This is a genomic window from Mesorhizobium sp. 1M-11, from assembly GCF_001303895.1.
Classification (GTDB): Bacteria; Pseudomonadota; Alphaproteobacteria; order Rhizobiales; family Rhizobiaceae; genus Mesorhizobium.
Genome location: NZ_LJSD01000054.1, coordinates 147,564 through 164,278 on the forward strand (window position 1 = coordinate 147,564; position 16,715 = coordinate 164,278).

The window sequence follows — 16,715 nt, forward strand, 5'->3', positions numbered from 1 at the left end:
TGACACCCCAGGCAGGGGCACCAGCGTCAGATCTCTTCGCCGAATTTCGAGGCGACGAGTTCGTCCAGCGCGGCAATCACCTGGGCCGCTTCGCGACCGGAGGCCGTGACCCGGATCGAACAACCGGGGCTGGCGGCCAGCATCATCAGCCCCATGATCGACGTGCCGCCGACCCTGGTGCCATCCTTCTCGACATGCACATCGGCCTCGTAGCTGCCGGCGACCTGGACGAACTTGGCGGAGGCACGCGCATGCAGTCCTCGCTGGTTGATGATCCGCATATCGCGGACAACATGGCCGGCATTGGAGGACATGGTGTTCATTTGCTGGTGAGGAGCTGGCTGGCGACGTTGATGTATTTGCGGCCAGCTGCCTGCGCTTCATCGAGCGCGGCAGCCATATTGTCGCTCTTGCGGACACTGGAGAGCTTGATCAGCATGGGCAGGTTCATGCCGGCAATGACTTCGATGCGCCCTGCTTCCATCACCGAGATGGCAAGATTGGAAGGCGTGCCGCCGAACATGTCCGTCAGCAGGATGACCCCGGCACCGGTATCGACGCGCCGTACCGCTTCGACGATGTCCCTGCGGCGCTGCTCCATATCGTCTTCGGCACCGATCGCGACGGTTTCGAAATTGTCCTGCGGTCCCACGACGTGTTCCACGGCAAGGCGGAACTCGTCGGCCAGTCGACCGTGCGTGACGAGCACGAGTCCGATCATTCTTTGGCGGCTCCCGTCATGGCCCCTTCACAGGCACATCTTATTTTCGCCAGTCTGTCCAGACGGCGGGAGCGCTATCTTGTCGACGCAAGTCGCGTTGACAAGCCCCAATTTGCGCCAGCGCGAGCCATTTTGACGCATTGCAGCATAAAAATTCCGCTACGTCATCGAAAAGACGCGATCGACAGCCGCGCCGAAATCGCCGCCAGGGCTGCGGTGACGTTGCCGGCCGCGACGTCAAGTCCGGGGATCTCGCAACCTGCAACGACGGCCATTGTATCCGCCTGAAACCGCTCCATTTCGGCAGCCGGGACAAGCCGCACGCACAGGTCGATCATCGCTTCCTTCTCGTATGCCACCGGCTGCGGGCCGATGCCGGCAACCTCGGCGAGCCCCGCGATGGTGGGTGGCGCAGCGCAAAGCAGGCGACCACCGTGATTGGAGACGAGGAGCTGGTCGTCGGCGATCAGACGGGAAAACAGGCCTTGCGCGCGAAAATGGCCGATCAGCGCCAGGGCCAGCGTCGACTTGCCCGAGCCCGACGCTCCGGTGATGAGGATGCCGCGGTCCCCTATCAGCAGACCGCTGCCGTGGATGTTTGGCGCAGACGTCACAGCCACCCCGTCCTCGGCCAAGCTCAGCCTTCAGCCGGCAGGGCGACGATGAAGCGGGCGCCCCTGATTTCGCCCGGCTTGGTGCCGGAGATGTTCTCGGCTGTCAGCGTGCCGCCATGCGCCTCGACGATCTGCCGGCTGATCGACAGGCCGAGGCCTGAATTCTGGCCGAACGCCTCGCCGGCAGGCCGATCCGTATAGAACCGTTCGAAGATGCGTTCGATGTTCTCGACACGGATGCCCGGGCCGTTGTCGTCCACCGTAAGGATATTGAACTTGCCCGACCGGGCCAGCGACAGCGTGATCTGACCGTGGCCGTCGGGTACGAATGAGCGGGCATTCTCGATCAGGTTGGTGATGACCTGGCCCAGGCGCAGATCATGACCCTGAACATAATAGCCCTTCGCGCCCTGCGGCAGCTTGGCAATCTTTACTTCGATCTCGACCGACTTCTTGTGATGGGAGGCCTCCCGCGAAACGCTGACGAGATCGGAGATGAACTGCTTGAAATCGACCTTGGCAGCGTCATCGCGCGCCAGCTCGGCATCGAGCCGCGAGGCATCGGAAATGTCGGTGATGAGGCGATCGAGCCGCCTCACATCATGCTGGATCACCTCCATCAGCCGGCCACGCGAGGTCTCGTTCTTGGCCAGCGGCAGGGTTTCCACGGCGCTGCGCAGCGAGGTCAACGGGTTCTTCAATTCATGCGAGACATCGGCGGCGAAGCTTTCGATCGCCTCGATGCGGGCATAAAGCGCGTTGGTCATGTCGCGCACCGCGATCGACAGATTGCCGATCTCGTCCTGGCGCTCGGAGAAATCCGGGATCTCCTCGCGGTTCTTGATGGAACGGCGCACGCGCACCGCCGCCGCAGACAGCCGGCGCAGCGGATTGGCGATGGTCGAGGCAAGCAGCATCGAAAGGATCGCCGTCACCAGCGCCGCGACGCCGAAGACGCGCAGGATTGCCTTGCGCTCGGCCGCGACGATCTTGTCGATGTCGCCGCCTTCGGTGGACAGCATGAGCACGCCAAGCACCGCCCGGAAGCGCTGGATCGGAACCGCGACCGAGACGATCTGTTCTCCCTTTTCGCTGACCCTCACAAATGTGGAGGGCCCTCCGGTCAGCGCCTTCACCACTTCGGGGAAAGCAGCGCCATTGCCGCCCGGCTGCTCCTTGTAGACCGGCAGCGAATGGTTGGAGAAAATGTCGAAGACGAATTTCTGCGCGCGTTCCGCCAGGCTGGGCTCCTCTTCCTCGACCGGCGGCAGGTCATAGCGCAGGATCTGGCCCTTCGAATAAAGATGCCTGGAATCGAGCAGCAGATTGGCGTCGCGATCGTAGATACGGGCACGGGTGCGGGTCGGTGAAATCAGCCGCCGCAGAACCGGCGCCACACGCTCGGGATTGATCGGAAAATCGAGATTGTCGAGTTGGTCGGCTGACGGACCGAGGCTCTCGCCGGCCTGCAATTCAAGCAGCTTTTCCGGATCGATGCGGATGGCGTCGGTTTCCACCGTCGCGGAAGCCGCGATGGCGCCGGCAATGATCTCGCCCTGCGTCATCAGGCTTTCGACGCGGGCATCGATCAGGCCATCGCGGAACGTATTGAGGTAGAGGATGCCGACGACCAGCACCGCGAGGCCGGCAAGGTTGAGGAAAAGGATGCGGCGGGTGAGGCTGGAGAAGATGTGATGGCCGAGGAAACGGCGCATCGGCACCGTTACCTTCGACAAGGCCGAGGGCAGGATTCGCGACGACCGCCGCGCGGCCGCTGGCCTGTTCCGCTCTACCTCTACTGCCATCGGATCCCGGTCAATCTCAGGCTTCGCGGAAGCGGTAGCCGACCCCGTAAAGCGTTTCGATCATCTCAAAGTCATCGTCGACGGCCTTGAACTTCTTGCGCAGCCGCTTGATGTGGCTGTCGATGGTGCGGTCGTCGACATAGACCTGCTCATCATAGGCCGAATCCATCAGCGCATCACGGCTTTTCACAACGCCCGGGCGCTGCGCCAGCGAATGCAGGATAAGGAATTCGGTGACGGTGAGCACCACCGGCTCGCCTTTCCAGGTGCAGGTGTGGCGCTCCTGGTCCATGACCAGCTGGCCGCGTTCCAGCGAGCGCGACGCCTGCGCAGGCGCCTTGGCCGCCGCTTCACGGGCACTGGTGCGGCGCAGAACCGCACGCACGCGTTCAACCAGCAGGCGCTGCGAGAAAGGCTTCTTGATGAAGTCGTCGGCGCCCATCTTCAGGCCGAACAGTTCATCGATCTCGTCGTCCTTGGACGTCAGGAAGATGACCGGAAGGTCGGTCTTCTGGCGCAGACGGCGCAGCAATTCCATACCGTCCATGCGCGGCATCTTGATGTCGAGGATGGCAAGGTTCGGCGGACGCGCCGCGAGCCCCTCGAGCGCGGATGCGCCATCCGTATAGGTTTCGACCCGGTATCCTTCCGATTCCAAAGCAATCGAAACAGACGTCAGGATGTTGCGGTCGTCATCGACCAGCGCGATTGTCGCCATTTCAAGCGGCTCCCTCATGAGCGGGTGTCCCTTCATACGGTGGGAAGGGGCTTGTGCAGGACAAATTGGGTACAAAATGTGGCACGCCGCCAGCCGTCCTACATCGGCTAAGCGCTTATGTCCACAATGAGCCCTTCGCCATCACTTCGCCAAGATTGGACGACGCACCTCTCGCAATGCTTTGGCACCGGCCCGGGAATTTTTTGCTTTTAAACGATTTAAACATCTTTCAAATTTTTTAAATCGATTAAAGATTTGATATCGTTTGCCTTTTCTGATTTTGGCCTTTTTCCGAGGCTTGGATCGCCCGATCTGACGCAACCACCGAAACGGCAATCAAGGAGAATATCGATGGCGGAACGCGGCAAGCGTAACCCCGCATGCGGACTCGAGGCGATTGGCCTGAAGACGTCTGGCACGGTGCGCTACAATTTCGGCGCTGCCGAGCTCTACGAGGAAGCGCTGCGTCGCAACGAGGCGAAGTTGACGGCTCACGGCGCCCTGGTCGCCGAGACCGGCCAGCACACCGGCCGTTCACCCAAGGACAAGTTCGTGGTGCGCGACGCCAGGACTGAAAACACCGTCTGGTGGGGCAATAATAAGGCAATCACCCCCGAGCAGTTCGACACGCTGCTTGCCGACTTCCTGGCGCATGCGGCCGACAAGGATCTTTATGTACAGGATCTCGTCGGCGGCGCCGATACCGAGCTCAGCCTGCCGACCCGCGTCATCACCGAATTCGCCTGGCATTCGCTGTTCATCCGCAACCTCTTGATCCGCCCGGAGACGGAAGCGCTCGCCGGTTTCCTGCCGAAGATGACGATCATCGATCTGCCGTCCTTCCGCGCCGATCCCGCCCGCCACGGCGCGCGGACCGAAACCATGATCGCACTCGATCTTACGCGCATGATCGTTCTGATCGGTGGCACGTCCTATGCCGGCGAGATGAAGAAATCGGTGTTCACGGCGTTGAACTACCTGTTGCCGGAGCAGGGCGTCATGCCGATGCATTGCTCAGCCAATGAGGGTGCGGACGGCGATGCCGCCGTGTTCTTCGGCCTGTCGGGGACGGGCAAGACCACGCTTTCGGCCGATCCGTCGCGTACGCTGATCGGCGACGACGAGCACGGCTGGGGACCGCATGGCATCTTCAACTTCGAGGGTGGCTGCTATGCCAAGACCATCAAGCTGTCGGCAGAGGCGGAGCCGGAGATCTTCGCAACCACCCGGCGCTTCGGCACCGTCCTGGAAAACGTCATCCTTGACGACCAGCGCGTGCCGGATTTCGACGATGGCCGGCTGACAGAGAACACGCGTTGCGCCTATCCGCTGAATTTCATTCCGAATGCCAGCGCCAGCGGCCGCGCCAACCATCCCAAGAACATCATCATGCTAACGGCCGATGCCTTCGGCGTGATGCCGCCGATCGCGAAGCTGACCCCTGCACAGGCGATGTACCACTTCCTGTCCGGCTACACCGCCAAGGTAGCCGGCACGGAAAAGGGCGTGACCGAGCCGGAAGCCACCTTCTCGACCTGTTTCGGCGCACCTTTCATGCCGCGCCATCCTTCGGAATACGGCAATCTGCTGCGTGAGCTGATCGCTCTTCATGGCGTCGATTGCTGGCTGGTCAACACAGGCTGGACCGGCGGCGCCTATGGCACCGGCCGGCGCATGCCGATCAAGGCGACCCGTGCGCTGCTCACAGCCGCGCTGAACGGCTCCCTCAACCAGGCCGAATTCCGCACCGATCCGAATTTCGGCTTCGAGGTGCCGGTGGCTGTGGAAGGCGTCGACGGCGCCATTCTCGATCCACGCTCGACCTGGGCCGACAAGCTCGGCTATGACCGCCAGGCCGCCAAGCTGGTTGGCATGTTCATCGACAATTTCGGCAAGTTCGAAGATCACGTCGACGCGGCCGTGCGCGGTGCGGCCCCACGTGTACAGGAAGCTGCGGAATAGGCTGCGCAACGCTCCTATCTTAATCCGCCTCCAACGGGCCCGGCTCAGTGCATGACCCCAGTTTTGGGGTCATGCAGAGTGCTGGAGCGGTCCCTTGCGCGTCCGAAAGGACGCGCGGCGCTCCGGGTCGGGCCTTTTCTTTTTGTCGCCGCCGCGCCATCACTGCGTCATGGCAAACGAAGACATCATCGCGGTGAGCGCGGAGGCGGTCATCCATCCGGACGACCTCGAGGAGAGCTTCATCCGTTCTTCCGGCCCCGGCGGGCAGAACGTCAACAAAGTCGCCACCGCAGTGCAGTTGCGCTTCAACGCGGCGCTTGCGACAGGCCTGTCCGAGCGCGTGCGCGATCGCGTGATACGCTTTGCCGGCCAGCGCGCCACCAAGGACGGTGTCATCGTCATCGAAGCGGGCCGCTTCCGCACGCAGGAGCAGAACCGCGCCGACGCGCGTTCCCGATTGGTGGCGTTGGTCGCCAAGGCAGCCGAACCGCCACCGCCGCCGCGCAAGAAGACCAAGCCCAGCAAAGGCGCGATCGAACGGCGGCTAAAGAGCAAGGCCGGGCGTTCAACGGTGAAAAAGCTGCGCGGCAGGGTTGGCGAAGAATAACCGGCAAATTCCGGTTGAGCGGAATGTGATAAAAGACGAACCGCCATTTCGCCCTATCTCTTTGTTTTGAAGCGTTATTTTGCCCTAAAGCATGCAATCTTTCGGGGATCATGCTCTAAGTGACTTCCCATCGAAGCTTTCTGATGCAAGGTTGGCGCTCCCGCTCAACAGGCATGGAGGCCTCCAATGGGAATTTTCGATTTCGTCAAAGGCGTCGGCAAGAAGCTCGGCATTGGCGACGATGAGGAAGCAGCACCTGACGCAGGCACGCTGAAGAAAGAGCTGGATTCGCACAAGCTCGGCACGGATGGCGTCCAGGTCGAGATCAAAGGCGACACGGCTGTGCTGAAGGGCGAGGTCAAGGACCAGTCGATCTTCGAGAAAGCGGTGATTGCCGTCGGCAACACGCTGGGTGTCTCGAAAGTGCAGGCGGACGAGCTCAAGGTCGGCGCCGATACCGCCACCGCAGCACCCGCCAATGCCCCCGTATTCTATACGGTGAAGAAGGGCGACAATCTCTGGAAGATCGCCGAGGCGCAGTATGGCAAGGGCAAGGGTGCCAAGAACACGCTGATCTTCGAGGCCAACAAGCCGATGCTCACCCACCCCGACAAGATCTATCCGGGTCAGGTTTTGCGCATCCCTGAGCTGTCCTGATCCGCGAAACGGACCAGAACAATGACACGGCGGCTTTCGGGTCGCCGTTTTTCGTTCGTGGATCCATTGTTATCCTCGAACGCGAGACGAATCCGGAACCATCATCATGCTCGTCCTGCCCAAAGGCGTCCGCCACATGCCTGGCTACCTTCCGCGGCCGGCCCAGGAGGCCTTGGTCGAAGCCGTACGCACCGTCGTGCAGGAAGCGCCGCTTTACGTGCCGGCAATGCCGCGCACCGGCAAGGAGATGAGCGTGCGCATGACCAATTGCGGCACGCTTGGCTGGGTAACGGACAAGGAGAACGGCTATCGCTATCAGGCCGTGCATCCGGTGACCGGAAAGCCATGGCCGGTCATCCCGGAAAGCCTGCTCGCCCTGTGGCGTGAGGTTTCAGCCTATCCGCACCCGCCGGAGGCCTGCCTCGTCAACTTCTACACGGCCGACGCCAAGATGGGGCTGCATCAGGACCGCGATGAGGTTGAATTCGCAGCGCCGGTCGTCTCGATCTCGCTCGGCGACGATTGCCTGTTCCGTGTCGGGCAGACGGTGCGCGACGGCAAGACGGTCTCGTTCCGGCTGAAATCGGGCGACGTCGTTGTGCTGGGCGGCGAAGGGCGCCTCGCCTTCCATGGCGTCGATCGCATCTATCCCATGACTTCGGCACTGCTGAAGAACGGCGGCCGGATCAATCTGACGCTGAGGCGGGTGACACAGCCGTAGCGCGGCTCATCGCAAGTTCTCTATAGACAGTCCACATCCAGTTCGGGGATCGTCTCGCCATCGAATCGCTGCGGTGGTGGGCATGGGCAAGACCGGGCGCAATCTCAAACTATCTCTTCTTGCATTGGGCCTGGCTCATCTCGTCGGCTTTTTGGCATACAAAAGCAGCGAGCTGAGCGGCATCAACGGATTGCTTAATGCCGATGGCAGGCCTGTTGGTGACGACTTCATCAATCTGTGGACGGTGGCCCGCATGGAGCTGTCGGGCCAGGCAGGTAAAATCTATTCCATTGCCGACTTCGAAGCCTATCAGGCGACACTGGTAGGCGGAGCCGAACTTGGCCTGCGCCTGTGGGCCTATCCACCACACTCCTTGCTTCTTGTTTGGCCGTTTGGGCTCATCGGCTATTATCCGGCACTCGCCATATGGTCAGCGCTCGGCCTTATCCTGCTCTTCATCGGCGCGCGGCGGTTTGGTTTCAATCGGCTCGAGACTGCCGTCCTGCTCACGTCCCCGGCCACGGTCCTGAACCTCTATTATGGTCAGAGCGGCAGCCTCGTCACCGGACTCGTGCTGCTGGCACTGTCGGCCCGAACGTCACGCGACGCAATTCCAACCATCGCCGCCACCGTGCTGACGATCAAACCGCAAGGCGGTTTCTTGCTGCCTCTGCTTTGGGGTGTCGAACGCCGCTGGTGGATGATCCTCTGGACAGCGTTTCTAACGGTGCTTTTCCTGGGTTCCTCGATAGCCATTTTCGGAATCGAAACATGGCGCACCTATCTGGGTGACACCCTGCCGAAACTCAGTGAGCTCGAACGGAATGGCACTGGACCTTTCATGGCCATGATACCGTCCGTGTTCATGGCCATGCGGATCGTGACGGGGCAGTCCGATATCGCCATAGCAGCCCATGCCGTCTTCGCCATCGCGATCGGCATTGCTTTCGTTTGGCGCCTTTGGCGTGTGTCCGACCCCGAGCGGCGAGCTGCCCTGCTGCTGCTGGCGACGGTTCTGATAACCCCTTACATACACAACTACGATCTTGCGCTGTTGCTGTGCGGCGCTCTCCTCGTCGCGCGGCGCCCCTGGGTCGCTGGCAGCGGCCCATTCAAAGCAGAACTGCCGATTATCTTTGCCTGGATGATTCCTCAGCTCGTGCTTTTTCTCAACATGGCGGGCGTGCCGATCTCCCCGCTGTTGATCCTGCCGCTTCTTTTCCTCGCGTGACCCGAGGATCGGCCGTCAACAAGCACAACCTAGAGCTTCCGCAGCGCCACTTCCTCGACCAGATGATTGGCGCCCTTGCGCAGGATGAGATCGGCGCGCGGGCGCGTCGGCAGGATGTTCTCGCGCAGGTTCTTCAGGTTGATGTTGGCCCAAAGCCCCTCGGCGATGGCGCGAGCGGCGGTCTCCGACAGCTGCGAATAGCGATGGAAGAAGGATTCCGGATTGCGGAACGCGGTCTCGCGCAGCCGCATGAAGCGGGCGATGTACCACTCGTGGATCAAATCCTCCTCGGCATCTATGTAGATCGAGAAGTCGAAGAAATCCGACAGGAACGGCACGAACTTGCCGTCCATCGGCAGCCTGCCGGGCTGCAGCACGTTGATGCCTTCGAAGATCAGGATATCCGGCCGGTCGATGGTGACATAAGCGCCAGGCAGCACGTCATAGGTGAGGTGCGAATAGAGCGGCGCGCGCACGTCGCGTTCGCCCGATTTGATCGACGACAGGAACCGCAGCAGCGCGCCGACATCATAGCTGTCCGGAAAGCCCTTGCGCTCCATCAGCCGGTCGCGGCGCAGCACCTCGTTGGGAAGGAGAAAACCATCGGTGGTGACCAGGTCGACCTTCGGGCTCGACGGCCAGCGCGCGAGCAGCTCCTTCAGCACGCGCGCGGTAGTCGACTTGCCGACCGCCACGGAACCGGCGATGCCGATGATGTAAGGCGTCTTGACCACGCTTGCCTTGTTGAAGAAGGCCCGGCGCTGGCGAAACAGCATCTGGCTGGATTCGACATGCGCCGAAAGCAGGCGCGACATCGAAAGGTAGATGCGCGTCACCTCTTCCAGGTCGACCGGGTCGTTCAGCGAACGCAGCCTGTCGATCTCGTCTCGACCAAGCGTCATTGGCGTGTCGGCGCGGAACTTGGCCCAATCATCGGCGGAAAAGAACAGATAGGGAGAGTATTTCTCGGTCGGCGTGAGCTGATCCATCGAGGTCCCCGCCCTTTCCAGCATCAGTCCCGCGAAGCCTTCTCGGCGATGCCTGAACGCCCGGTCCGGCGTTTAAGTTCCGCAAGCACCTCATCCAGCGGCACACCGGCGATGCCGAGCACCACCAGCCAATGATAGAGAAGATCGGCGCTTTCCGAAACGAGCCCCTGCCGGTCGCCCTTGATGGCTGCGATGACGGTTTCGACGGCTTCTTCACCGAGCTTTTGCGCGGCTTTGTCCATGCCGCGCGCATAAAGCTTGGCCGTCCACGATTCCGGGTCGCCGGAATGCGCGCGCTCGTGGATGGCCGCTTCGAGGTCGGAAAGCGAAAAGCCAGTCATAACCGCCGTTTAAGACCCTTTGGACAGCGAGTCGAGTCGCATCGGCAGACCAGCCGCCGCCATATGCCGCTTGGCCTCGGCAATCGTGTAGGTGCCGAAGTGGAAGATCGACGCGGCAAGCACGGCAGTGGCATGGCCATCGCGGATGCCGGCGACCATGTGATCGAGAGTGCCGACACCACCGGAAGCAATCACCGGCGCGCGAACCGCGTCCGCGACAGCGCGCGTCAGGGCGATATCGTAACCCGCCTTCGTACCGTCGCGGTCCATCGAGGTCAGCAGGATCTCGCCGGCGCCGAGATTGACGACCTTGGCCGCGAATTCGACCGCATCGATGCCGGTCTTTTCACGGCCGCCATGGGTGAAGATCTCCCAGCGGTCGGCTTCGCCCGCCGCCGACACCTTCTTGGCGTCGATGGCAACGACGATGCACTGGTTACCGAACTTGTCGGCGGCTTCCGCCACGAAGGAGGGGTTCTTAACGGCCGCGGTGTTGATCGAAACCTTGTCGGCGCCGGCAAGCAGCAATTTGCGGATATCGGCCACCTGACGCACGCCCCCGCCGACCGTCAGCGGCATGAAGCACTGTTCGGCAGTGCGGGCGACGACATCGAAGATGGTTTCGCGGTTATCGGATGAGGCGGTGATGTCGAGGAAGCAAAGCTCGTCGGCGCCGGCCGCGTCATAGGCCTTGGCGGCTTCCACCGGATCGCCGGCATCGACTAGGTCGACGAAATTGACGCCCTTCACCACGCGGCCGTCTTTGACGTCCAGGCACGGGATGACTCTTGCCTTCAGTGTCAAAGAACGGCCTCCTTTTCCACCGTGGCAAGCAGGTCGGTGAGCAGTTGCCCCACCAATGGTGGTACTTCAGCCTGTGCATCGAAGGCCGGGTCGTAAGCCGAGATGGTGATGCCCACAACAGGCACGTCCTTGGCCATGATGCAGGCCGCGCGGCGCAGCTGTACCGGATTTGGACCGCCTTCCGTCGTGTAACGGTTGGCCTGCAATTCGTTCGGATCATGCACGTCGAGGTCGATATGCATGTGGGTGCGGGTCGCGCCGGCCGCTTTCAGCTTGGTGACCGCTCCGACGGCGCCACCGCATTCAGTGCGGATGACAGGCAGTGTCTCCAGAAGCGTTTTTTCGTCCGGGTCGAGATCGCGTGCATTGACCAATATGCAGCGCGACGGATCGACCGGCTTGAAGCCGGGTATCTCCAGTGCCATCGGTTTCCAGCACAGGCCGAGCAGCGTCGACAGCGCCATGCCATCAAGGAAACCATAGATCGAGGTCTCGGGTGTGTTGAGGTCGCCGTGCTGGTCGGCCCAGATGACGGAATCGGCGTCCTCGCCGGCAACGGCGCCCGAGGCTGTCAGGCAGTTGCCTGTCAGCACCACAGGAAACCGGCCATCTTCCCGCACGGCGCGTATCTTGTCGGCGACCGCGTTGCAGACTGCGAATCCCGTGGCGATCTCGCGACCCTGCTCGTCACCGACCTTGCCGATATCTTCCACGTCGACTTCGTGACCGGCAAGCGTCAGCGCCTCGACCAGTCCGCCGGCGATCAGCGCGTCGGGCCCTTGGCCGCAGCCACCATGGAAATGGCCACTGTCATAGGAGGCCAGGATAATCGACAGTTTCACCAGGCTGCCTCCTTCGTCTTGCCCTTCAGGATCGCCAGCGCCTCTGCGGGATCGATACGGCCGTCGTAGAGCGCACGGCCGGAAATGGCTCCTTCAAGCTTGGCGGCGTCGGGCATGGTCATGCGCACGATGTCGGCGATCGAGGCCAGCCCGCCGGAAGCGATGACGGGGATCGATACCGCCTCGGCAAGATCGATGGTCGAATCCCAATTGATGCCAGTCAGCACGCCGTCGCGGTCGATGTCGGTGTAGATGATGGCCGCGACGCCGGCGCCTTCGAACTTCTTCGCCAGTTCGACGACGCCGAGGCTGGAGGCTTCCGCCCAGCCTTCAACCGCCACCTTGCCGCCCTTGGCGTCGATGCCGACGGCAACCTTGCCGGGAAATGCCCGGCAGGCTTCCTTGACCAGCTCGGGATCGCGCACAGCGACCGTCCCCAGGATGACGCGGGCAAGCCCGCGATCCAGCCAATCCTCGATCTGCGGCAAGGTGCGGATGCCACCGCCGAGCTGCACCGGGTTTTTGGTGGCTTTCAAAATGGCGCCGACGGCGGCGCTGTTGACGCTTTTGCCCTTGAAGGCGCCATTCAGGTCGACGACGTGCAGCCATTCGAAGCCTTGCGCCTCGAAGGCCTGCGCCTGGTCGGCGGGGTCCTCATTGTAGACGGTGGCGGTGTCCATGTCGCCTAATTTCAGGCGAACGCACTTGCCATCCTTGAGGTCGATTGCCGGAAAAAGGATCACTTACGCCCCCTCGACAATGGCGACCTTGCCGATCGATCCAGCCAGCCGATGCTTCAGGGCCTCCTGGTATTCCGGCGAATTGTAGCAGGCGAGTGCCGTCTCGTAGGAGCTGAATTCGATGATCACATGCCGGTTGCCAGTCGGGCCCTCGGGCTCGGTATGGCGTCCGGCCCTGACCAGGAATTTGGCGCCGTATTTGGAAAAGGCCGCACCATTGGTTTCGATATATTTCTTGTAGATATCCGCGTCGCGGACATCGACCATCGCCATCCAGTAGCCCTTCTTGCTCACGATATCCTCCTCACGGCTTCCAGCGCAGGAAATTGGCGATCAGTGCAAGACCAAGCGCCTGGCTCTTTTCGGGATGGAACTGCGTACCGGCAAGGTTGTCGCGTGCGACGGCGGCGGTCACCGGCCCGCCATAGTCGGCAACGGCAAGCACCTCCCCCGGGTCGCGGGCATCGAGATGATAGGAATGGACGAAATAGGCATGGAGACCGTCCTGCCCGGTCGGTATGCCGGCAAACAATGGATGCTCGCGCTTCACCTCGATCGTGTTCCAGCCGATCTGCGGAATCTTCAAGGTCGCCTCGGAGGGTTTGATCTCCTTCACATCGCCACCGATCCAGCCGAAACCCTGGGTGACTGTCTTTTCCAGCCCGCGCTCCGACATCAGCTGCATGCCGACACAGATGCCCAGAAAAGGCCGGCCCTTGGAAAGGGCGACTTCCTGCACGGCTTCCCACATGCCGTCGACCGCATGCAGGCCGGCTGCACAATCGGCATAGGCGCCGACGCCGGGCAGCACCATGCGGTCGGCGCGACGTACCCGCTCGGCATCCGCCGTCAGTTCGATGTCTGCAGCAATGCCCGCTTCACGCGCGGCGCGTTCGAAGGCCTTGGTGGCCGAGCGCAGATTGCCCGAGCCGTAGTCGATGATGGCAACCAGCATGTCAGTGTCGTCCGGGATGGGAAAGTCCAAGCGCCATGCCCGTCTGCACCGCGCGTGCGTGATTGGCGGCCGGCACGATCGTCGGGCGAGGTTCCGTTGGCTCAACCGCAGGTTCGGAGGTTTCCCGTCCGAAGGCATAGCGGGTTTCGGCATCGGCGAAGTTGTCAGCCTCGACCACGCCCCACTCGGTCCAGCCGATGCGGCGGAGTGCAGCTGCCCGCAATGTCGCTCCCTCGAATCCGACGATGAAAGAGACAAGCAAGGTCAGCAGCGAACCGGCAAGGGCCAATCCCTGGCTTTCGCCGACAAAGGACAGCGCGCCAAGAACGATGAAAGCCAGAACGGCGGCAAACCAGAGGCGATGCCACAGCAGCCACAGCGGCGGCAGGATGAAGGCCACCCAGGAAAATCCGTCACGGATCAACCGTGTCCCTTCGGGCTTCGTGCCGAGGCCGTCGGAAGGCGGTTCCATGACGATAAAGCTGGCCATGACTAACCCTGCAGCGAACCCTTGGTGGAAGGAACCGCGTCCGGCTGGCGCGGATCGCTTTCGAGCGCGGCGCGCAAGGCGCGCGCAACCGCCTTGAAGCAGGTTTCCGCTATGTGATGATTGTTGGCGCCATAGTGGTTCGTCACATGCAGCGTGATGCCGGCATGCTGCGACAGCGCCTGGAAGAACTCACGCACCAGCTCGGTGTCGAACGTGCCGATCTTCGGCGCCGAGAAAGCGACGTTCCAGACCAGGAATGGCCGGCCCGACACATCGATGGCAGCACGTGTCAGCGTTTCGTCCATGGCGAGATCGATCGAGGCATAACGCATGATGCCGCGCCGTTCGCCGAGCGCCTTGGCCAGCGCCTGACCGATGGCGATGCCGGTGTCTTCGACGGTGTGGTGGTCGTCGATGTGCAGGTCGCCTTTCGCCTTCACGGTCATGTCGATCAGGGAATGGCGCGACAACTGGTCGAGCATATGGTCGAAGAAGCCGACCCCGGTCGACATGTCAGACTTGCCGGTGCCGTCGACATGAACCGACACGGTGATGTCGGTTTCCTTTGTCTTGCGGCTGATTTCGGCCGAACGGGGCGCCATGACCTCATCCTCGTTACAGGAAAACGAGTGCGTTCTAACAGCATGATCCGGCGATTGCCAGTTGCCAAAACCGCCAGTCGAAACATAAGCCTTTGCAGTCTATTGTGGACTTGGAGTCGGGTTGGGCTGCAGCTCCATTCCGAGTTTGCAAACGGGACAGCGCTGCATACATATGCCGCAACTCAACTCGTAACGCGCCAATCGCCTCGGAAGGGATGGCGCGGGTCCGGAGCAAAACATGTCAGACGAACGTTCCATGCACTCCACGACCATCGTCACCGTGCGCAAGGGTGGCAAGGTGGTGATCGCCGGCGACGGCCAGGTCAGCCTTGGCCAGACCATCATGAAGGGCAATGCGCGCAAGGTGCGCCGCATCGGCAAGGGCGGCAGCGTGATCGCCGGTTTCGCTGGCGCGACGGCCGATGCCTTCACGCTTCTGGAGCGGCTGGAAGCCAAGCTCGAGCAATATCCCGACCAACTGATGCGCGCGAGCGTCGAGCTCGCCAAGGACTGGCGCACCGACCGTTATCTGCGCCGGCTGGAGGCGATGATGCTGGTGGCCGACAAGAATGTTTCGCTGGCGCTGACCGGCAATGGCGACGTGCTCGAGCCGGAACAGGGCGTGATGGCGATCGGTTCGGGCGGCAACTATGCGCTGGCCGCCGCGCGCGCCCTGATCGACACCGACAAAGACGCCGAGGAGATCGCCCGCAAGGCCATGCAGATCGCGGCCGACATCTGCGTCTACACCAACCACAATTTCGTCGTCGAAACGCTGGACGCCGCCTGATCGTGAATTCCCCGAAGGCGCCCAGCTACGGCTTTCGTCCACTGACGCATGAGGACATGCCGCTGCTGGCGCGCTGGCTCGTCATGCCGCATGTCGCGGCATGGTGGGGCGCCAAGGCAACAGAGATGGAAGGCATCGCCGGGACGATCGACAGCGTCGACACCGAACCTTTCATTATCGAGCTGGACGGCAAACCGATTGGCTTCATCCAGAGCTATGACCCTCACCTCGACGAGGACGAAAACCCGTTCCAGGATCAGCCGACCGGTACGCTCGGCATCGATCAGTTCATCGGCGAACCCGACCTGATCGGTAAAGGTCACGGCACCCGGCTGATCACGGAATTCGTGGAGATGCTGTTCGAAGAGGGCGCGCCGCGCGTTATCCTGGATCCGGACCCAGCGAATGAGGTTGCGGTCAGGGTTTATGAAAAAGTCGGCTTCCGCCCGGTCCGTCGCTTCAAGACCGCCACAGGCGAAGCGTTGCTGATGGCGATCGACAATCCAGACGACACGGACGGCGAATGACCGCTGCCGGCGCCCGCGATCTGCCGTTGCATCAGCGACTGGCCTGGCCGGCCGGTCTGGTGATCGTGGTGTCGCTGGTCGCCATCCAGGCATTGACACTCTACCTTCAGGGTCATCCGGCGATCTGCACCTGCGGCTATGTCAAGCTGTGGCATGGCGTGGTGATAAGCTCGGAGAATTCCCAGCACATCACCGACTGGTACACGCCCTCGCACGTCATCCACGGCTTCCTGTTCTATGCGCTGGCGAAATTCCTGTTTCCGCGCTCGTCGATCTGGGTCAGGCTTGCCCTCGCGCTGGTGATCGAGGGTGGCTGGGAGATCCTGGAAAACAGCCCGATCATCATCGACCGCTACCGCGCCGGCACGATCTCGCTCGATTATTATGGCGACTCCATCATCAATTCGGTGTCGGACACACTGGCCATGATGGTAGGCTTTGCGGCCGCCCGCTATTTTCCCGTGTGGCTGGTCGTGACCATCGCCATTCTGTTCGAGCTCGGCACCGGCTATATGATCCGCGACAATCTCACGCTCAACGTCCTGATGCTGGTCTACCCGCTCGAGGCCGTCAAAGCCTGGCAAGGTGCCGCATGATGA

Annotated in this window: 22 protein-coding genes; 8 read left to right on the forward strand and 14 right to left on the reverse strand. The window is 61.9% G+C overall.

Annotation, left to right across the window (positions count from 1 at the left end):
- Positions 1–26 precede the first annotated feature (26 nt).
- The 5 genes from AO692_RS24135 to AO692_RS24155 all read right to left on the reverse strand — a co-directional run bounded on the left by AO692_RS24135 (position 27) and on the right by AO692_RS24155 (position 3,858).
- Complete coding sequence (locus tag AO692_RS24135; RefSeq protein WP_054312605.1) at positions 27–323, reverse strand: HPr family phosphocarrier protein; 297 nt, start codon at positions 321–323, stop codon at positions 27–29.
- On the reverse strand, positions 320–721 hold the full coding sequence (locus AO692_RS24140; RefSeq protein ID WP_054312606.1) for a PTS sugar transporter subunit IIA: 402 nt from the start codon (positions 719–721) through the stop codon (positions 320–322). The genes AO692_RS24135 and AO692_RS24140 overlap by 4 nt, the downstream gene beginning before the upstream one ends.
- A 164-nt stretch (positions 722–885) precedes the next feature.
- On the reverse strand, positions 886–1,335 hold the full coding sequence (locus AO692_RS24145; protein ID WP_244483468.1) for an HPr kinase/phosphorylase: 450 nt from the start codon (positions 1,333–1,335) through the stop codon (positions 886–888).
- A 23-nt stretch (positions 1,336–1,358) separates the two neighbouring features.
- Complete coding sequence (locus AO692_RS24150) at positions 1,359–3,140, reverse strand: sensor histidine kinase (RefSeq protein ID WP_054312607.1); 1,782 nt, start codon at positions 3,138–3,140, stop codon at positions 1,359–1,361.
- 16 nt (positions 3,141–3,156) lie between these two features.
- Complete coding sequence (locus AO692_RS24155) at positions 3,157–3,858, reverse strand: response regulator transcription factor (protein WP_129412111.1); 702 nt, start codon at positions 3,856–3,858, stop codon at positions 3,157–3,159.
- A gap of 351 nt (positions 3,859–4,209) precedes the next feature.
- On the opposite strand from AO692_RS24155, the gene AO692_RS24160 reads away from it, so the two are divergent.
- The 5 genes from AO692_RS24160 to AO692_RS24180 all read left to right on the forward strand — a co-directional run bounded on the left by AO692_RS24160 (position 4,210) and on the right by AO692_RS24180 (position 9,036).
- Positions 4,210–5,820, forward strand: coding sequence for a phosphoenolpyruvate carboxykinase (locus tag AO692_RS24160; RefSeq protein WP_054312609.1), 1,611 nt, complete (start codon positions 4,210–4,212; stop codon positions 5,818–5,820).
- Between the two features lie 169 nt (positions 5,821–5,989).
- A complete protein-coding gene (gene arfB, locus AO692_RS24165) occupies positions 5,990–6,427 on the forward strand; it encodes an alternative ribosome rescue aminoacyl-tRNA hydrolase ArfB (RefSeq protein WP_054312668.1) in 438 nt (145 codons plus the stop codon).
- Positions 6,428–6,613: 186 nt separating this feature from the next.
- Entirely contained in the window at positions 6,614–7,084 is a 471-nt protein-coding gene (lysM, locus tag AO692_RS24170) for a peptidoglycan-binding protein LysM (RefSeq protein WP_054312610.1), read from the forward strand.
- 106 nt (positions 7,085–7,190) lie between these two features.
- Positions 7,191–7,805, forward strand: coding sequence for an alpha-ketoglutarate-dependent dioxygenase AlkB (locus AO692_RS24175; protein ID WP_054312611.1), 615 nt, complete (start codon positions 7,191–7,193; stop codon positions 7,803–7,805).
- An 82-nt stretch (positions 7,806–7,887) separates the two neighbouring features.
- Positions 7,888–9,036 carry a glycosyltransferase family 87 protein gene (locus AO692_RS24180; protein WP_054312612.1) on the forward strand — a complete coding sequence of 383 codons (1,149 nt, stop codon included), beginning with the start codon at positions 7,888–7,890 and terminating at the stop codon, positions 9,034–9,036.
- 29 nt (positions 9,037–9,065) lie between these two features.
- Here AO692_RS24180 and coaA read toward each other — a convergent pair whose 3' ends face one another.
- The 9 genes from coaA to hisB are packed head-to-tail and all read right to left on the reverse strand — an operon-like array spanning position 9,066 to position 14,799.
- Positions 9,066–10,025, reverse strand: a complete 960-nt coding sequence (gene coaA / locus AO692_RS24185; protein ID WP_054312613.1) for a type I pantothenate kinase — start codon at positions 10,023–10,025, stop codon at positions 9,066–9,068.
- Positions 10,026–10,048: 23 nt separating this feature from the next.
- The gene (locus AO692_RS24190) at positions 10,049–10,366 is read right to left on the reverse strand and encodes a phosphoribosyl-ATP diphosphatase (RefSeq protein ID WP_054312614.1); all 318 of its coding nucleotides are present in this window, start codon (positions 10,364–10,366) and stop codon (positions 10,049–10,051) included.
- 9 nt (positions 10,367–10,375) lie between these two features.
- Positions 10,376–11,170: an imidazole glycerol phosphate synthase subunit HisF gene (gene hisF, locus AO692_RS24195; protein ID WP_054312615.1), complete on the reverse strand. Its 795-nt coding sequence runs from the start codon at positions 11,168–11,170 to the stop codon at positions 10,376–10,378.
- On the reverse strand, positions 11,167–12,012 hold the full coding sequence (locus AO692_RS24200; RefSeq protein WP_054312616.1) for an arginase family protein: 846 nt from the start codon (positions 12,010–12,012) through the stop codon (positions 11,167–11,169). The genes hisF and AO692_RS24200 overlap by 4 nt, the downstream gene beginning before the upstream one ends.
- On the reverse strand, positions 12,009–12,755 hold the full coding sequence (hisA, locus tag AO692_RS24205) for a 1-(5-phosphoribosyl)-5-[(5-phosphoribosylamino)methylideneamino]imidazole-4-carboxamide isomerase (RefSeq protein ID WP_054312617.1): 747 nt from the start codon (positions 12,753–12,755) through the stop codon (positions 12,009–12,011). The genes AO692_RS24200 and hisA overlap by 4 nt, the downstream gene beginning before the upstream one ends.
- Entirely contained in the window at positions 12,756–13,046 is a 291-nt protein-coding gene (locus AO692_RS24210) for a DUF1330 domain-containing protein (RefSeq protein ID WP_244483469.1), read from the reverse strand.
- Between the two features lie 10 nt (positions 13,047–13,056).
- Positions 13,057–13,707, reverse strand: coding sequence for an imidazole glycerol phosphate synthase subunit HisH (hisH, locus tag AO692_RS24215; protein WP_054312618.1), 651 nt, complete (start codon positions 13,705–13,707; stop codon positions 13,057–13,059).
- A 1-nt stretch (position 13,708) separates the two neighbouring features.
- A complete protein-coding gene (locus AO692_RS24220) occupies positions 13,709–14,197 on the reverse strand; it encodes a DUF2628 domain-containing protein (RefSeq protein ID WP_054312619.1) in 489 nt (162 codons plus the stop codon).
- A 2-nt stretch (positions 14,198–14,199) separates the two neighbouring features.
- The gene (gene hisB, locus AO692_RS24225) at positions 14,200–14,799 is read right to left on the reverse strand and encodes an imidazoleglycerol-phosphate dehydratase HisB (protein WP_054312620.1); all 600 of its coding nucleotides are present in this window, start codon (positions 14,797–14,799) and stop codon (positions 14,200–14,202) included.
- A gap of 238 nt (positions 14,800–15,037) precedes the next feature.
- Here hisB and hslV point away from each other — a divergent pair, with 238 nt between their 5' ends.
- From hslV to AO692_RS24240, 3 genes are read left to right on the forward strand one after another with little or no spacing between them, the layout of a single operon-like run.
- Positions 15,038–15,589, forward strand: coding sequence for an ATP-dependent protease subunit HslV (gene hslV, locus AO692_RS24230; RefSeq protein ID WP_054312621.1), 552 nt, complete (start codon positions 15,038–15,040; stop codon positions 15,587–15,589).
- A gap of 2 nt (positions 15,590–15,591) precedes the next feature.
- The gene (locus AO692_RS24235; protein ID WP_280138660.1) at positions 15,592–16,116 is read left to right on the forward strand and encodes a GNAT family N-acetyltransferase; all 525 of its coding nucleotides are present in this window, start codon (positions 15,592–15,594) and stop codon (positions 16,114–16,116) included.
- Positions 16,113–16,712: a DUF2585 domain-containing protein gene (locus tag AO692_RS24240; RefSeq protein WP_054312622.1), complete on the forward strand. Its 600-nt coding sequence runs from the start codon at positions 16,113–16,115 to the stop codon at positions 16,710–16,712. Before AO692_RS24235 ends, AO692_RS24240 begins: the two co-directional genes overlap by 4 nt.
- The last annotated feature ends 3 nt before the right edge of the window (positions 16,713–16,715 follow it).

Bases quoted from the DNA above. Each gene is read 5' to 3' on its own strand.
- arfB (WP_054312668.1), top strand. From the start codon at position 5,990: ATGGCAAACGAAGACATCATCGCGGTGAGCGCGGAGGCGGTCATCCAT.
- AO692_RS24135 (WP_054312605.1), bottom strand. From the start codon at position 323: ATGAACACCATGTCCTCCAATGCCGGCCATGTTGTCCGCGATATGCGG.
- hslV (WP_054312621.1), top strand. From the start codon at position 15,038: ATGTCAGACGAACGTTCCATGCACTCCACGACCATCGTCACCGTGCGC.
- AO692_RS24180 (WP_054312612.1), top strand. From the start codon at position 7,888: ATGGGCAAGACCGGGCGCAATCTCAAACTATCTCTTCTTGCATTGGGC.
- hisH (WP_054312618.1), bottom strand. From the start codon at position 13,707: ATGCTGGTTGCCATCATCGACTACGGCTCGGGCAATCTGCGCTCGGCC.
- AO692_RS24240 (WP_054312622.1), top strand. From the start codon at position 16,113: ATGACCGCTGCCGGCGCCCGCGATCTGCCGTTGCATCAGCGACTGGCC.
- AO692_RS24140 (WP_054312606.1), bottom strand. From the start codon at position 721: ATGATCGGACTCGTGCTCGTCACGCACGGTCGACTGGCCGACGAGTTC.
- AO692_RS24160 (WP_054312609.1), top strand. From the start codon at position 4,210: ATGGCGGAACGCGGCAAGCGTAACCCCGCATGCGGACTCGAGGCGATT.
- lysM (WP_054312610.1), top strand. From the start codon at position 6,614: ATGGGAATTTTCGATTTCGTCAAAGGCGTCGGCAAGAAGCTCGGCATT.
- AO692_RS24175 (WP_054312611.1), top strand. From the start codon at position 7,191: ATGCTCGTCCTGCCCAAAGGCGTCCGCCACATGCCTGGCTACCTTCCG.
- AO692_RS24150 (WP_054312607.1), bottom strand. From the start codon at position 3,140: ATGGCAGTAGAGGTAGAGCGGAACAGGCCAGCGGCCGCGCGGCGGTCG.
- coaA (WP_054312613.1), bottom strand. From the start codon at position 10,025: ATGGATCAGCTCACGCCGACCGAGAAATACTCTCCCTATCTGTTCTTT.
- AO692_RS24155 (WP_129412111.1), bottom strand. From the start codon at position 3,858: ATGGCGACAATCGCGCTGGTCGATGACGACCGCAACATCCTGACGTCT.
- hisB (WP_054312620.1), bottom strand. From the start codon at position 14,799: ATGGCGCCCCGTTCGGCCGAAATCAGCCGCAAGACAAAGGAAACCGAC.
- AO692_RS24220 (WP_054312619.1), bottom strand. From the start codon at position 14,197: ATGGCCAGCTTTATCGTCATGGAACCGCCTTCCGACGGCCTCGGCACG.
- AO692_RS24190 (WP_054312614.1), bottom strand. From the start codon at position 10,366: ATGACTGGCTTTTCGCTTTCCGACCTCGAAGCGGCCATCCACGAGCGC.